Origin of the sequence: Neomoorella carbonis, assembly GCF_045278715.1 — a bacterium.
Lineage (GTDB): Bacteria > Bacillota > DSM-521 > Neomoorellales > Neomoorellaceae > Neomoorella > Neomoorella carbonis.
This window is the reverse complement of record NZ_CP136420.1, coordinates 2,097,266-2,112,609: the sequence shown is the minus strand read 5'-3', so window position 1 is coordinate 2,112,609 and position 15,344 is coordinate 2,097,266. Positions and strand designations below refer to the sequence as shown.

At 53.0% G+C, this 15,344-nt stretch carries 17 protein-coding genes; 13 read left to right on the top strand and 4 right to left on the bottom strand.

Going from position 1 to position 15,344, the window contains the following annotated elements; all coding sequences use genetic code 11:
• The first annotated feature begins 56 nt into the window (after positions 1 to 56).
• Positions 57 to 716: a B3/B4 domain-containing protein gene (locus tag MCACP_RS10845; RefSeq protein WP_406676775.1), complete on the top strand. Its 660-nt coding sequence runs from the start codon at positions 57 to 59 to the stop codon at positions 714 to 716.
• Positions 717 to 927: 211 nt separating this feature from the next.
• On the opposite strand, the gene MCACP_RS10840 is transcribed toward MCACP_RS10845, so the two are convergent.
• Entirely contained in the window at positions 928 to 1,137 is a 210-nt protein-coding gene (locus MCACP_RS10840; RefSeq protein WP_406676774.1) for a YezD family protein, read from the bottom strand.
• A 615-nt stretch (positions 1,138 to 1,752) separates the two neighbouring features.
• On the opposite strand from MCACP_RS10840, the gene MCACP_RS10835 reads away from it, so the two are divergent.
• The 10 genes from MCACP_RS10835 to MCACP_RS10790 all read left to right on the top strand — a co-directional run bounded on the left by MCACP_RS10835 (position 1,753) and on the right by MCACP_RS10790 (position 10,287).
• Positions 1,753 to 3,219, top strand: a complete 1,467-nt coding sequence (locus tag MCACP_RS10835; protein ID WP_406676773.1) for a putative sulfate exporter family transporter — start codon at positions 1,753 to 1,755, stop codon at positions 3,217 to 3,219.
• Between the two features lie 15 nt (positions 3,220 to 3,234).
• Entirely contained in the window at positions 3,235 to 3,372 is a 138-nt protein-coding gene (locus tag MCACP_RS10830; RefSeq protein WP_406676772.1) for a hypothetical protein, read from the top strand.
• Between the two features lie 99 nt (positions 3,373 to 3,471).
• Entirely contained in the window at positions 3,472 to 4,281 is an 810-nt protein-coding gene (locus MCACP_RS10825) for a HesA/MoeB/ThiF family protein (RefSeq protein WP_406676771.1), read from the top strand.
• 6 nt (positions 4,282 to 4,287) lie between these two features.
• The gene (locus MCACP_RS10820) at positions 4,288 to 5,172 is read left to right on the top strand and encodes a 4Fe-4S binding protein (protein ID WP_406676770.1); all 885 of its coding nucleotides are present in this window, start codon (positions 4,288 to 4,290) and stop codon (positions 5,170 to 5,172) included.
• Positions 5,159 to 5,407 carry a sulfurtransferase TusA family protein gene (locus MCACP_RS10815; RefSeq protein WP_406676769.1) on the top strand — a complete coding sequence of 83 codons (249 nt, stop codon included), beginning with the start codon at positions 5,159 to 5,161 and terminating at the stop codon, positions 5,405 to 5,407. Before MCACP_RS10820 ends, MCACP_RS10815 begins: the two co-directional genes overlap by 14 nt.
• Positions 5,404 to 5,604, top strand: a complete 201-nt coding sequence (thiS, locus tag MCACP_RS10810) for a sulfur carrier protein ThiS (protein ID WP_406676768.1) — start codon at positions 5,404 to 5,406, stop codon at positions 5,602 to 5,604. The genes MCACP_RS10815 and thiS overlap by 4 nt, the downstream gene beginning before the upstream one ends.
• Before the next feature lie 83 nt (positions 5,605 to 5,687).
• The gene (locus MCACP_RS10805) at positions 5,688 to 6,878 is read left to right on the top strand and encodes a M20 metallopeptidase family protein (RefSeq protein ID WP_406676767.1); all 1,191 of its coding nucleotides are present in this window, start codon (positions 5,688 to 5,690) and stop codon (positions 6,876 to 6,878) included.
• 388 nt (positions 6,879 to 7,266) lie between these two features.
• Complete coding sequence (locus MCACP_RS10800; protein WP_406676766.1) at positions 7,267 to 9,438, top strand: hypothetical protein; 2,172 nt, start codon at positions 7,267 to 7,269, stop codon at positions 9,436 to 9,438.
• Positions 9,439 to 9,520: 82 nt separating this feature from the next.
• Positions 9,521 to 9,796, top strand: a complete 276-nt coding sequence (locus MCACP_RS10795; RefSeq protein WP_071542143.1) for a thioredoxin family protein — start codon at positions 9,521 to 9,523, stop codon at positions 9,794 to 9,796.
• Between the two features lie 41 nt (positions 9,797 to 9,837).
• A complete protein-coding gene (locus tag MCACP_RS10790) occupies positions 9,838 to 10,287 on the top strand; it encodes a heavy metal-responsive transcriptional regulator (RefSeq protein ID WP_406676765.1) in 450 nt (149 codons plus the stop codon).
• A gap of 22 nt (positions 10,288 to 10,309) precedes the next feature.
• Here the strand turns inward: MCACP_RS10790 and MCACP_RS10785 are convergent, their stop codons facing one another.
• On the bottom strand, positions 10,310 to 10,546 hold the full coding sequence (locus MCACP_RS10785; protein ID WP_406676764.1) for a DUF2933 domain-containing protein: 237 nt from the start codon (positions 10,544 to 10,546) through the stop codon (positions 10,310 to 10,312).
• Positions 10,547 to 10,770: 224 nt separating this feature from the next.
• Between MCACP_RS10785 and MCACP_RS10780 the strand changes: the two genes are divergently transcribed.
• On the top strand, positions 10,771 to 12,057 hold the full coding sequence (locus MCACP_RS10780; RefSeq protein WP_406676763.1) for a double-cubane-cluster-containing anaerobic reductase: 1,287 nt from the start codon (positions 10,771 to 10,773) through the stop codon (positions 12,055 to 12,057).
• A 117-nt stretch (positions 12,058 to 12,174) separates the two neighbouring features.
• Here the strand turns inward: MCACP_RS10780 and MCACP_RS10775 are convergent, their stop codons facing one another.
• Both MCACP_RS10775 and MCACP_RS10770 read right to left on the bottom strand, forming a co-directional pair.
• A complete protein-coding gene (locus MCACP_RS10775; protein ID WP_406676762.1) occupies positions 12,175 to 14,316 on the bottom strand; it encodes a heavy metal translocating P-type ATPase in 2,142 nt (713 codons plus the stop codon).
• A 60-nt stretch (positions 14,317 to 14,376) separates the two neighbouring features.
• On the bottom strand, positions 14,377 to 14,760 hold the full coding sequence (locus MCACP_RS10770; RefSeq protein WP_406676761.1) for an ArsR/SmtB family transcription factor: 384 nt from the start codon (positions 14,758 to 14,760) through the stop codon (positions 14,377 to 14,379).
• Between the two features lie 245 nt (positions 14,761 to 15,005).
• Here MCACP_RS10770 and MCACP_RS10765 point away from each other — a divergent pair, with 245 nt between their 5' ends.
• Complete coding sequence (locus MCACP_RS10765; protein ID WP_406676760.1) at positions 15,006 to 15,254, top strand: zf-TFIIB domain-containing protein; 249 nt, start codon at positions 15,006 to 15,008, stop codon at positions 15,252 to 15,254.
• Positions 15,255 to 15,344: the final 90 nt, after the last annotated feature.

Below are 15,344 nucleotides of genomic sequence, written 5' to 3'. Positions count from 1 at the left end.
CATCAGGTTTTGATGATTTATGCGCTTTATTTAAATTCCAGGTAAAGGTGAGGCTCATGATCGTCTATGTCAATCAAGCATTAAAAGGGATCCCCGTATTATTTGTAGAAGCCAGCAACCTGACCATAAAAAGGAAACATCGCGAACTGGAAAGGATGATTAAGGCGGAGATGGGGGAATTAATGACCCTGTACGAAAGACACCGGCCCATCCTGGCCGCCTACCACGACCTGCACGCCAGGTTCGGTGGTCAGGTCCATATCTCCGCTCCCGAATACTTATATGACTTTATAAAACAACGATCCAGGCTGATGCAAATTAACAGCCTGGTAGATGCGTACAACTATATTTCCCTGAAGTATGCCCTGGCCCTGGGGGCCCACGACCTGGATAAGGTGGAGGGTAACATCACCTTTAATCTTACCACCGGGAAGGAAAGGTTTTATCCCCTGGGTGCCACCGAACCTGTACCGGTAGCGCCCGGGGAATATGCCTATATGGACGAAAGGGAAATCCTCTGCCGGCTGGAGGTCAAGCAGTGCGAGAAAACCAAAATCACTCCGCAAACGACAAATGCCTTCTTTATCGTCCAGGGAAATACCGCCACCCCCATGGATTACTTATACCGGGCGGCGGATGAGTTGATGGGCCTTATCGCTACTTACTGCCAGGGGCAGGTTAGCCTGGCTACAATCGAGTATACCGGCTCAAAGTAAGCTGTAACCGAGATACAGGGCTTTTACATTTTCTTCGCCGAACCTTTCGGCCGGGTAAAAGCCCTGGAAGTAATGCCAAGGCTTCCTGGACGCCGGCCGGAGCCGGGACGCTGTTTTTAAAATTGCCCCCGTGGTCAGATAACAGCTTTGTCATGATGGCTTTTTGATCGCCGGCGGAGAAGATACCGTTATGTTTCCCGGCACCCTGCCTTCATTGCTCACGTTTGCTCGGCTCCGGCTCCCTACCCAGCCTGACCTTCTCGGTATAGTCAATCTGGACTATACGACCATCTTGTATAATAATAGTAATAGATCCATATCTCACCTGGCGTAAAGCCTTAAGTACCTCGCCCAGAACTTTCTGCTCCCTGGTTGAAAGCCCTGCCTGGCACCGGGTTTCTGTTATAGGCTCTTGAGGCATCTGGTAATCCCCCTCCATCCCAATTTCTTATGGACTACCTGGCAAAGTTAAAGACCATTTACACAGAGATTTATGACAGCAGACATAGTTCACGCCCACCCCATTATGTAGTAATCCTATCTTTTTAGTATGATTTGATTTTAACTTTCCAGGCATTCCATGTCAAGCATTTTTAAAAATTACCGGATAGGGATATTTCATAATTATAAGCTGGCATCTTGAGATGTCTGGCCGTCCATGGAAGGCCCCAGGGATCAATGTCAATCAGGCGTAAAAAAACCGGCCTATTAAGTAATAAAAATAAATCCCTTGACAATAATGTAGACTAAACCTATAATAATAGTATACATTAAGAAATGCGGATGCTGACCAGACAACTGGAGGCTCCTTTCCATCAGGGAAAAGGGGCCTCCTTAATTTTTAGAAACACACGCTTTTTTCCTGGAAAGCTATGCTATCAGCAGGTAAGGCAGGTGGTTATAATGATACTTATTATTTGAGCTGGAAATTAACAGGTATTATATACCGGCCCTATGAAGTTAGTGAAATGATGTGGTGAGTTAGACGATGCAGGATGACTACAGTTAATTTAGATCTTAACAGGAGGGATAACCAGTGGCTTCGAAAGCAAAGATCGCACGTTCTCCGCTGTTGCAGACTGAAGACTGGTGGGCGGTATGGATTGGCCTATTTATCGTTTTTCTAGGCCTGCTGAAGCTGGGCAACCTGGACGTAATCGGCTGGGCCGTCAAAACCAATATGTGGCTGGACCTCTCCAAGGCCCTCGCCCCTGTATCCGATGTTTATAAAGGTGTTCCCGGTATCGTTTCTTTGATTCTTACCTATACTTTCCTGACGGCGGTTTTAAGTATCGCCGTCGCCAGCATGGGCGGCAACGTCCGCCGTTTTGCCGCCGGCTTTACCATCATCTTCTTTATTACTTATTTCTGCTGGATGCTCGGTAACTATGCCTTTATCGCCGCCACCCCCGACCAGATGGCTAAACTAAAACTTCCCTGGTCCCTGCGGATGACAGGCGAGTCGGGCTTCATCATCGCTTTGATCGCCGGATTGATTATCGGCAACTTCTTTCCTGGCCTGACCAGGTACCTGCAGGACGCTACCAAACCGGAGTGGTTTGTAAAGACGGCCATCGTCATTCTCGGCGCGCAGATTGGCCTGAACGCGTTGCAGTCAACGGGGCTCACAACCCAGGTGGTTCTCCGGGGCCTCTTCGCCATAATCGAGGCCTACTTAATCTACTGGCCCCTGGTTTACTTTATTGCCCGGAAATACTTTAAATTTACCCCTGAGTGGGCGGCGCCCCTGGCCTCGGGTATCTCTATCTGCGGTGTGTCGGCAGCCATTGCTACCGGCGGCGCCATCAAGGCCCGGCCGGTGATCCCCGTCATCGTCTCGTCCCTGGTGGTCATCTTCGCCGTGGTGGAGCTGATCATCCTGCCCTTTGCCGCCCAGGCCTGGCTTTACAAAGAGCCGATGGTCGCCGGGGCCTGGATGGGTCTGGCCGTGAAGACCGACGGCGCGGCGGCGGCCAGCGGGGCCATGGTGGATGCCCTCATCCGCAGCAAAGCCATAAGCGCCCTCGGGGTCAAGTGGCAGGAAGGCTGGATGCTCATGGCCACCACCACCGTCAAGGTCTTTATCGACATTTTCATCGCCATTTGGGCCTTCATCCTGGCCATAATCTGGTCCTGGAAGATCGACCGGAGGGAAGGGGAGCAGGTAAATATCGGGGAGATCTGGCTGCGGTTCCCGAAGTTCGTCCTTGGTTACGCCGGCCTCTTTATCCTGGTCATCCTCCTTGGTGTCGCCCTTAAGGGTACACCAGGTCTCAAGCTCCTGAATGCCGGTATTGGGCAGGCGGGCAACTTCCGGGGCATCTTTTTTGCCCTGACTTTCTTTACTATCGGGTTAATGTCCAACTTCAAGAAGCTGTGGGAAGAGGGGATGGGAAAACTGGCCGCGGTCTATATTCTCTGCCTGTTCGGGTTTATTATCTGGATCGGCCTGATTATATCCTGGCTCTTCTTCCACGGTATCACCCCGCCGGCGGTGGGCTGAAAAGGAGGAGAAATTATGATGAAAAAAGAACATTTACCGCAGGAGGAAGAATGGTTTGATCTGCTGCCGGCTGAAAAGAAACTGATCGGCTACAGCCTGGGCCTGGGGATAGTCCTGCTGGCCGTCCTGGTGTTGGCGACCCGCGTTATTTAGAAGCGTCTCTGCCGCTGCGAATGTCTCTTGACCACCCTGGTGGTATCTGGTATAATCTAAGAAAAACCGATATATTTACTCCGAATTGGAGGGCTAAGAATGGTCTTAACCAACGAAGAAATAGAACGTTACAGCCGGCAGATAATTTTGCGCAACGTCGGCGGCCGGGGTCAGGAAAGGCTTAAAAGAGGCAAAGTATTGCTCGTTGGAGCCGGCGGGTTGGGTTCCCCGGCAGCTTACTACCTGGCGGCTGCCGGTGTAGGTACAATCGGTATAGTTGACAGTGACGTAGTAGACATATCGAATTTACAGCGCCAGATCCTCCACAGTACTGAACGCCTGGGGCGGCCTAAAGTAGAATCGGCCCGTGAGACATTGCTGGCCTTAAATCCTAACCTGACAATTAATACTTACCATTTACGTTTGGGAAAAGATAATATTTTAGATATTATCCGTGATTATGACGTGATTGTCGACGGCGTTGACAACTTTCCCACCCGCTATTTACTAAACGATGCCTGTGTCATGACCGGCAAGACCCTGGTCGAGGGCGGGGTGTTGCAATGGGACGGCCTCGTAATGACCATCAAACCCGGACAGGGGCCCTGTTACCGCTGTATTTTTCCCGACCCGCCCCCGCCGGGAGCCGTACCTAGCTGCCAGGAAGCAGGGGTTATCGGTACAGTGCCGGGGCTTATCGGGGCAATTCAGGCCACGGAGGTAATCAAGATTTTACTTGGGGTTGGGGATACCCTGACCGGCCGGCTCCTGATTTACAATGCCTTGGAGATGCGCTTCCGGGAAGTTAAGGCCGAACGCAATGGTAATTGCCCTGTCTGCGGTGACAACCCGCGCATCCGCGAACTGGAAGAGTATACCTTTGTCTGTGCCACAAAATGCGAAGGGTGAAACACCATGAACCTGGATTTTCATGAACTCAAAAAGGGTGGCTTTATCAAACAACAAGGCCGCGATCTTTTCCTGATGCGCCTGCGAACCATTGGCGGGTATTTAACCTCAAGGGATCTGGAGAATATCGCCAGGATTGCGGCTAAATATGGCCGGGGGGAGGTCCATTTGACCACCCGCCAGGGGGTGGAGATACCCGGGGTCAGGCTGGAAAAGTACCAGGAGTTGATTGCCGAGATCAAGGCCTTGCACCTGCTTCCGGGGGCCTGCGGCCCGCGGGTACGATCGATTGTCGCTTGCCCGGGCAAGGAAATTTGTTCCAACGGGGTAGTTGATACCCGGGCTATTGCCGGCAAACTGGACCGGGCCTTTTTTGGCCGCGATGTCCCAGTAAAACTAAAAATTGCTGTAGCCGGGTGTTATAACGCCTGTACCAAACCCATGGAAAATGATGTCGGTTTACGGGGTGTTGTTTACCCGGAATTGGTAGCCGAGCGCTGCAGCCTTTGCGGATTGTGCCAGTCCATCTGCCCCGGTGGTGCCATTAAAATAATTAATGATCGGGTGAGCATGGATAAGAAAAGATGTAACGGCGATGGTGCCTGTATAGCTTCTTGCCCGAACAATGCCTGGGTAATGGCGGCTACAGGATTTGTAGTTTACGTTGGTGGAAAAATGGGCCGCAATCCTCAGCTGGGGTATAAAATGTTTGACCTGGTCCCGGAAGATGATATAGTCCCCCTGATTAATTCTATCCTGGCGGTTTATGAAGAGCAAAGGAAGGGACAGGAACGCCTGGGTGATGTTGTAAGGCGCCTGGGCCCTGAAGTGTTCCGGGAATTAATCCCTTACCCCGGCCGGAAGGAGGTCGCTGCCGGTGGCGGAAATTAAAGCGACTAAACGACTGGATATTACCGGGGACTGCTGCCCCATAACCTTCGTTAAAACCAAGCTGGCCCTGGAGGAGATGCAGCCAGGGGAAATCCTGGAGGTTTTATTAACAGAAGGAGAGCCGTTAAGTAATGTGCCCCGGAGCCTGAAGGCAGAAGGCCATAAAATTCTCCAGGTAAAGAAAATCGCCGCCAATGTTTATTCATTAATTGTTGAAAGGGGAGAGGACCAATGAAGATTATTTTAAACCGGCAGGAAAAAGAAGTCCAGGAAGGTATTAACGTAAGGGACTTAGTAGAACAGCTTAATTTTGACCCCGTTGCCGTGGCGGTTGAGGTAAACGGGCGTTTGTTACTAAAAGAGGAGTATAGCAATCCCCTGCAAGAAGGTGATAAAGTAGAACTTGTCTTAAATATGGGCGGGGGAGTATAATGAAAAATGTAAATGCCTTGCCAGGTTTTACATTTATTTGACCCGGCAAGGCAAATCAATCGCGGAATTAAGGTGACCCCCTGTTGGTAGAAAGAGATTACTACCTGGCAGAAGCTCAAAACCTCAAACCGCAGCTGGTCGCCTGGCGGCGGCAGTTGCACCAGTACCCGGAACTGAGTTTTGAGGAAAAAGAAACAGCCGCCCTGGTGGCCGGGGTGTTAGAGCAACTGGGTTTGAAGGTCAGGACCGGCATCGGTGGTACCGGGATTATCGGAATCCTGCACGGGGCGAAAGAAGGCCCCGCCGTGGCTTTAAGGGCGGATATGGATGCCTTGCCCCTCCAGGAGGCTACGGGGGCGGAATATGCTTCCCGCTGCCCGGGCCGGATGCATGCCTGCGGCCATGATGCCCATATGGCCATCGTTTTAGGGGCGGCGACGCTGCTAGCAACCCACCGCCGGGAACTCCCTGGCCCGGTTGTTTTCCTTTTTCAACCCGGGGAGGAATTACCCCCTGGCGGGGCTCGTCTGCTGATTGAAGCCGGAGCCCTGGCCGACCCACCGGTCAAGGCCGTCTTTGGCCTCCATGTAACTTCAGCCCTGCCGGCAGGTACGGTGGGCGTCAGATCGGGAGCTGCTATGGCCTCGGCCGATAACTTTACCATCAGAATCAAGGGGCGTACCAGCCACGGTGCTGCACCCCACCTGGGCGCGGATGCCATCGTCGCAGCCGCCCAGGCGATTCTGGCTTTACAGTCTATTGTCGCCCGCCGCATTGATCCGGTGCAGCCGGCCGTTCTGACCATCGGCACTATTAATGGTGGTGAGAAAGAAAATATTGTTGCTGGTGAGGTAACCATGACGGGCACTACCAGGGCCTTAAACCAGGTTACCAGGCAGCAGCTGGAAAAAGATATGCGGGAGATTTTGGCCGGGGTGGCGGCCGCCAGCGGGACGGAGATTGAACTTGATTACCTGCTGGGCTACCCGCCCCTAATAAACGATGCCAGGCTTACCGAACTGTTTCGCCGGGTAGCCGGAGAACTCCTGGGACCGGGAAAGGTATTCGAACTGGCAGCCCCTTCTATGGGTGCCGAGGATTTTGCCCGCTATGCCGAAAAGGTCCCGGCAGTATATTTTAACCTCGGGGCAGCCATCCCGGGAGAGCCTCCCTATCCCTGGCACCATCCCCGGTTTAATATCAACGAAGATTGCCTGCCCGTCGGCAGTGCCCTGCTTTCCTGGCTGGCCTTCAAAGCCCTGGCCGATTTCTAACAGCTTACATCGGAGGCGGACACCCTGTACAAAAAGCGCAGCAACCTCGTGATGCGGTTGTTGCGCTTTTTGTTCATCCTGCGTTGTCACCCCCAGGCTACAGTCCTGAACACCCTTCAAACTTTCTCCTTTTTTTCTTCATGATGTCTTCACAGTTGAAAGCTAGAATGGAATGGAAATCATGTTAAGGGAACTGTAGTGATAGGCGTTCACTCAAATAATAAAGAATTTATTAAGAAAAGAAATTGCACCTGATTTGGAAGCCAGGGATAACCCCCTTGGCTTTCAACTGTTTTAACTTGAATTTAGCGGGAGAGAAAAGATGCACAAGTTTATGAGGTTGGGAATTTCTTTATCGGCAGTGTTCGTGGTCTCAGGGGCTCTCTTTATGTACGAGGTTATCCTAACCCGGATATTCTCGGCGATAATGACCTACCATTTTGTCTTCATCGTTGCTTCGGTGGCCATTCTCGGTCTGGGTCTGGGGGCCATGGATATTTATAAAAAAGTGAAGGAATTTCCGCAAACGGATGGGCAACAAATATGGGACATAGGAATTCGATCCGTAGTTTTCTTGGGGTTTACGCTGCCGCTGCTCACGTTATTTTTTTACAAATTGCCCTTTCAACCCCTAAATTTCTTTGTTTACATTGCTTTAGCCGTACTTCCCTTCGTACTGGGCGGTAGGTTTTTGTCTTGCTCGTTCAGTGTACTCAGCAAGTACTCTTACCTGCTGTATTTTGGCGATCTCGTTGGCGCCGGGCTGGCTGCCTTTGGCGTGGTTACGCTGTTGAACACTGTTAACCTCATCAGGTTGACAGTTTACCTTGGCGAAGCTATCTTATTGATTTCCCTGTTGTTAAACCTTGCTATTATTAAAAAGCGCTCCCGGCGACAGATGTTGGCTGCTCTCGGCGGGGTTGCCCTCCTTGCCGTCCTGGCCGTATCCCCCCTACCTGAAGTACTGGCGAGGGATTTTTCCGCCTACAGGGGCATACCGAAGATGATCGGCCTTCTCAAACTCAACGGCGAGCAGCCGGTTGTTGAATATTCTTCGTGGGATGCTTTTGCCAGAACAGACGTAGTCGCCACTAAAGACCCGAACGAAAAATTGGTACTCATTGACGGCGGTGCTGCTGCTCCCATGGTACGCTTTGATGGCAACCTGGCAGGGGTCCAGCAACTGAAAAAAGAAGCCGGCTACCTCGCTTTTGTACCCGAAAAGCCGCGGCGCGTGTTAGTAATTGGCAGTGGAGGAGGCATTGACATTCTCCTTGCCCGCCTGGGGGGCAGTGAAGATATCACTGCCGTGGAGATTAATCCAGGCAGTGTGGCGGCTGCGCGTAAGTTCAGCGATTACAACGGGAATATTTATGATTTGCCGGAAGTACGCACCTTTATCCAGAATGGCAGAACCTTCATAGATACTACCAGCGAACAGTTTGATGTTATCTATCTCTCGAAGGTCATGACCCAGGCCGCGGAAGGTACGGGATACGCCCTTTCCGAAAACTATATCTACACCCGTGAGGCTATACGTTCATACTTAAATCATTTAACACCTGACGGCCGGCTGGCGTTCGTCCTGCACGGCCCTGATGATTTAAGCAAAGCGCTGGCAACGGTCATAGCTGTTTTAAAGGAAAGCGGTGTGGCAGATGAAGAAATAGCCAGGCAAGTCTTGATTGCCGGCACACCCGGGGAACATCATGACCAGGAAGTTAGCTACCCGCTTCTCCTGGTTAAAAAGGCACCATTTGCCCCGGATGAGCTGGCGGCCATCACCGCCCGGCTTAGTGAGGCGCAATTGCAGTTGGAGCAATTATTGCACTATGGGAAAATTGGCAAGACTGCGGCAACCGTCGTCACCGATGACCGACCCTTTTTCTATAATGTCGATAATACCATACCCTTCGAACTGTATATTCTCCTGGCCCTGGTCTTGCACCTGGGTTGGCGCTGGCTGAAGCATGCCACAGGCGGCACCGTGAAGAATAAAAAATCATTACTGCTGTATTTTGGTGCCCTAGGTGTGGGTTTCATGCTGCTTGAGATCGCCCTGGTGCAGAAATTCGTTTTGATCCTTGGTCATCCAACCCTTGCCTTTACAGTAGTTGCTGCTACCCTCCTCATCGGCGGTGGTCTGGGTAGTTTGCTCGGCCAGGTGGCCGCTGTTCAAAGAGTTTTAATGAGGCGAAGGTGGTTGCCGGCTTTTCTTGTGGCCGTGCTGGCTATACTGACCGGTGTTGCTGTACCCTGGATTTTTTCGACAGGCGCAGCTCTAGCGACCAGTAAAACAATCCTCACCGTCTTCACCCTTTTTCCTTTAAGCGTAACCCTGGGTTTACCATTCCCGACCGGCCTGCGTTCCTTAAGGGAGGAGGGAAGGGAGGATTTTGTACCGTTAGCCTGGGGCATAAATGGCTGGTTTTCTGTAATCGGGTCGATTATCGCCATGATGGTTGCCATTACCGCCGGCTTCCGAATGGTCCTTTTTGCCGGGGCGATAATATATGCGCTGCTTGCTTATCGCTGCCGCCGGGGATTACTTGGTTTATAAAAAAATCGCCCCCCAACATCTTGACTTTAAAGTCAGGTATAAGGTTTATACTTTTCTCAAATACTTATGGGAGGTGTTTGAGATGGCAAAACGCCGGGTTGAAGTCTTCGTGGCAGGATGTCCCCTTTGCACTGAAACCGTCAGGCTGGTGAAGGAGTTGGCCTGCAATAACTGCGATGTGCTGGTTTATGACTTGCAACAGGGATGTGCCACCAACGAATGTCGCGAGAAGGCATCGCAGTATGGCATCCACAGAGTTCCCGCCGTAGTTGTAGACGGTAAACTGGTCGAATGTTGCGGGAACCAGAAGCCGATTTCTCGCGAGGCGCTGATGGCCGCAGGTATCGGGCAGGGGTAATTGAGGATACAGGGAGGGGAAACTACCCCTCCCTACCTATTATGGGAGTGTTGGCTAATATGAAAAAAGGCTTCTTTATAGGCGAGTTAAGCCGAAGGGTAGGCATTCCACCACATACAATCCGCTATTACGAGCGATTGGGTCTGATTAACCCACCCGAAAGGTCTGAGACACATTATCGCGTCTATTCTCAAGACGATGAGGTACGCCTAAGGTTTATTAAACAAGCAAAGCTTTTCGGACTCTCGCTCGACGAAATTAAGGAGATTATCGGCCTTAGGGCAGGAGGGGTTGCACCTTGCGAACACCTGAAGAGGCTGATCAAAAGGCACCTTGACGACTTAGACCAACACATCCGGGAACTGGTTGCATTTCGCAACGAATTGGCTCGCCGGTATGAGAAACTTACATCGACCCAGGACATCCCTGCCGGAACGATCTGTGGGTTCATCGAACGAGAAGAGCTCCCCTTAGAAGAAGCGAACGACTGAACCCCTGTTAAGCCAGGAGCCCTTAGGACTGATCATTTTTGCTGGTAGCCTTTTGCTCCCCATGCTGACATTCACCGTGATTGTGACCGCCCATCATGAAAAGGTGCATCAGGGGACAAAGCAAGAATAACAGCCAGGCCCAACTACCACCGGCGGTGCCATCACTTGCAGCTGCACCGCGGGCCAGTAAGAAAAATACAGCCACCATCATCAGGCCACAACCCAGGAGCATTAGCAAGCCGTGCTTTCTGTGATTCATCACCATCTCTCCTCTTGGAAGTGAATAAGATATAAGTCTAGTCCCAGCATATTACCCTATATGGGTATGTGTCAAGACTGATATGCGATCTTTCAGACTTTCTTCATATTTTCTTCATAATGTCTTCACAGCCGGAGCAAATCATAACAAAATGGAATATATATTATAAAAGGATATTTAAAATAAAAAGCGAAAATATACCAGGCGAAAATTACTTGGAGGAGATGATCCCTTTGAGCGACGCTTACCGGGAAATGTGGCGGAATTTAGGGCTGGATCTGGAAAGGCACGATGCTTTTTTAGCGGCATTGCCCGAAGCCTTTAGCGAGGTTTTTTTACAACAAGATAACCGGCCGGCGGGTATGGCCTATTTTGATAAACTTTTAGGTGAGGCCCATGGCAGGAGGGTCGAAGAAATTTTGGCCCATAAAAGAGCCGGGCGGCTGGTGGCCGGTACCTTTTGCGTTTTTGTGCCGGAAGAACTTATCCTCGCCGTCGATGGGGTTAGTGTCGGGCTCTGTGCAGGAACCCAGTTTACCGTTCCTGCCGGAGAACAAATTTTACCGCGTAACCTGTGCCCCCTGATTAAGTCTCTGGTTGGCTTTAAACTGGAGCGGATTTGCCCTTACTTTCAGGTCGTCGATTTTCTTGTTGGCGAAACTACCTGTGATGGGAAAAAGAAGACCTGGGAAATTCTCAATGATTATGTTCCTACTTACGTAATGGAATTGCCCCAGCGTAAGGAAGCGGCCGACCTGGCCCTCTGGGAAGGGGAAATTTACCGATTTAAAGAAGAAATTGAACGACGGTCGGGACAAAAAATCGATAGTGAGAAATTAAATGCCGCTATCAAGAAGGCCAATGCCCGCCGTGCGGCCCTGCAGCGCCTGTATCAAGCCCGCCGGGCCGACCCGGCTCCTATTAGCGGAAAAGACGCCCTGCTAATTTCGCAACTGGCTTTCTTTGATGACCCGGACCGTTTCACGGCTCAAGTTAATGCCCTTTGCGAAGAACTTGAGGATAGGATTGCCAGGGGTGAAGGTGTTACCAGTAAAGGAGCACCGCGTCTCCTGGTAACGGGGACACCCATGCCTTTACCTTACTGGAAGCTACACCACCTGGTGGAGAAGTCAGGGGCGGTGATTATCGGTGAAGAAACATGTACCGGCAGCCGTTATTTCGCCGGGATGGTGCCTGAAGACGGCGAAACCCTGTCCCAGCAGGTAAAAAATTTGGCCCGGCGATTGCTGGACATCAACTGTGCCTGCTTTACTCCCAATACGTCCCGGGTGGAAGACATCCTGCGCCTGGCCAGGGAAGGAAAGGCCGACGGGGTGATTTATTATTCCCTCCAGTTCTGTCAGACTTATGCCCTCGAAGCCCGGCAGGTGGAAAAAGCCCTGCGGGAAGCGGGGCTACCGGTTTTATGCCTGGAAAGTGATTTCAGCGAAAAAGATGCAGCTCAGCTGCAGACACGAATTGAGGCTTTCTTGGAGATGGTTGCCCGTTAAACCTGGCTGCTTATGTTACGGCCCGGGTTTAAAAAGCTCCTGCCTTCCGGGAGGGCGGAGCACCTTTTTAGAACGGGGAAGGGAGGGCGAACGGCCTCCCTTCCCCGTTCCTGGCAGCTATTTTTCCGGAGGCAGCCGCAGGAGCCGCATGCCGTTCAGGGTCACCAGCAATGATGCTCCCATATCGGCCAGAATGGCGAGCCAGAGGGTGAGCCACCCCGGGAACACGGCGGCCACTGCCATGGCCTTGACGGCCAGGGAAAAGCCGATGTTCTGCCGGATCACCCCGAGGGCCGCCCGGCTGAGGCGGATGGTGAAGGGCAACCTGGTCAGGTCATCGGCCATGAGGACAATGTCCGCCGTTTCCAGCGCGGTGTCCGTCCCTGCCCCGCCCATGGCGATGCCAACCGTAGCCGTAGCCAGGGCCGGGGCATCATTAATACCATCACCTACCATGGCCACCTTGCCGTATTGCTGCAGCAGTTCCTGAACCGCTTTAACCTTGTCCTGGGGCAGCAGTTCAGCGCGAAATTCATCCACCCCGACCCGGCTCGCAATGGTGCGGGCTGTAGTTTCGTTATCTCCCGTCAGCATGACTGTGCGGCGGATGCCGCTTCGTTTCAAGGCGGCAATTGCCGCTGCACTTGTTTCCCGGACCTCATCGGCCACGGCGATGATTCCCAGAAAATCTTCAGCCGTGGCCACAACCATGGCTGTCTTGCCCTCCTCTTGCAGCAGGCGGACCCGGCCGGCCACCGCTTTGGTCTCCATACCAAGCTCGGTAAAAAGGCCAAGGTTACCTATATAGACGGTCCGGCCGCTCACGACCCCTCGCGCCCCGCGGCCGGTAAGGGCGTTGAAATCCTCCGCAGGTTTTATAGTTAGCCCGCGGGCTTCCGCCGCCTTAACAACAGCTTGCGCCAGGGGGTGCTCGGAACGTGCCTCGAGGCTGGCGGCAATCTGGAGCAGCTCCTCCTCGGCCAGCCGGCCCAGGGGGATAATGTCGGTAACGGTAGGTTCGCCCTTCGTCAGGGTTCCGGTCTTGTCAAAAGCGACGGCCGTGAGGGCACCGGCCTGTTCCAGGTAGACCCCGCCCTTGATCAGGACCCCGTTGCGGGCGGCGTTACCAATGGCACTGACAATGGCTACCGGAGTCGATACCACCAGGGCGCAGGGACAAGCAACTACCAGGAGCGCCAGCCCCCGGTAGATCCATGGACCCCACGGGTAGCCCAGGAGCAGGGGCGGTACCAGGACAATGCCGGCGGCCAGGGCCAGAACAATAGGGGTATAAACGGCAGCGAAACGATCGACAAAGGCCTGGGATGGCGCCCGCCGGGCCTGCGCCTCTTCCACCAGGTGAATGATCCTGGCGATGGTGGTGTCCCGGACCAGCTTGGTGACCTCGACCTCCAGGGAACCATGGGTATTGAGGGTACCGGCATAAACTTCGGCCCCGGGGCCTTTTGCCACTGGTACGGCCTCACCCGTGATGGGGGCTTCGTTGACGGCCGACACGCCTTTGATGATACGTCCGTCCATGGCGATCTTCTCGCCAGGGTGGACGATCATCACGTCGCCCACCTGGATCTCTTCGACCGGGACTTCAATTTCTTCCCCCGCCTGGCGGCGGATCCTCGCCGCCCTGGGGGCGATATCCATGAGTGCGCGGATAGACCGGCGCACCCGTCCCATGGTCCAGGACTCCAGCATCTCGGACACGGAATACAGGAAGGCCACAGCGGCTCCTTCTTCCCATTCACCAAGGGCCGCGGCCCCGATAACGGCTATGGTCATTAGCACGCTCATGTTAAAGTCCAGGCGCGGCAGGGAATACCAGGCCTTGCGAGCGTTACCCCATCCGCCGGCTATCATGGCCGTTAAGAATAACGGGATGAAAATGGTGGCTGCTCCAACGGCCCGTTCTACCACATAGGCGGCTGCCAGGGCGCCGGCAGCGATCACCGTGCGCAACAGTTCCCAATTGACCGTGGGCCTGGCCGGTTTAACCTCGTCTTGCCCGGCGGGGAAGATAGCGTAGTTTTCCTTCCTGCCTTCCCGCCGAATGGCTTCCAGATCGGCTGCTCCTTCAACAACTAACCTGCCGGTGCTAGCGTTTAGACTGGCCCTGGTTACACCAGGGAGCGCCGCGACATTTTTTTCAAACTTGGCGGCGCAATCCAGTCAAGTAATCCCTTCAACCCGGAAGACTGCAGTTTTGCCGGACCTGGGCCTACCAGGGCTTGCAGCCTGTGCCATTTGCCATCACCCTTCATGTGTAAGGTCTTAGGCGATAGAGTTCAATATGGCAACGGTTTTTCATTCCTGGGTCCTGGCCAGGTGCTGCAGGACCTCCCGCACCAGGTTGCCGACATGCGGGTCAGCCAGGCGGTAGTATACCAGCTTGCCGGCTTTGCGATACCTGGCCAGACCCATATGGTGCAGGAGGCGCAGGTGATAGGAAGCAGTCGCCTTGCTGCTGCCGATTAGCGCCGCTATATCACAGACGCAAAGCTCGGCTTCGCTGAGGGCGTAGATTATCTTCACCCGGGTATCATCGGCCAGGGCCTTGAAGATAGTAGCGACGCCTTCTGTACGATCCACCTGGGGCTTGAGCCGCTTCACCTTCTCCTCGTTGACGCAATTGACCTGACAAACGGGGAGATCTCTTTCCGGTTGGCCCTTAAGGGGCTGCAGCTTCACTTTAAGCCAGCTCCTCATTCAAATAGTCAAAAATACTTTTGACTATAAGTTTATACCAGCTTGTTAAGGGTGTCAACCCGGGTAGCCTTGCAAAAAGTTTTAGTGGTCTCAGTTCCCCTCCGTAGCCTGGCTAGATTAGCAGGGGCTGGCAGAAAACGTGCCTTTCTGCTATGATAAATATACGAGAAAGTATAAAAACACTGGCACGGTACCAGCCTAACACCAGACGGCTGTAACGGAGGTAGATGATAAGGATGAGATGTCCCCTGTGCGAAGTACCGATGAAGGAGATCCAGCGGCGGAACGTAATGGTGGATATTTGTCCTGAATGTAAAGGGGTATGGCTGGATAGGGGGGAACTGGATAAGTTGCTGGCTGCCGGCAACCCATGGGAAGAAGAAACGCCCGCTCCGGAGTACGGCCATGAGAAATACCGCGGGAAACGTCGCAAGAATATCCTGAAAGAGCTTTTTGATTTTGACCTCTTTGATTAAAAGCGACCCCATTCGCTTGCGGGCGGGCAGCCGTTTATGCGGGCTGCCCGAAGCAAGTAAACAGCAGGAAAAAGCAGTTCCCCTGGTGAA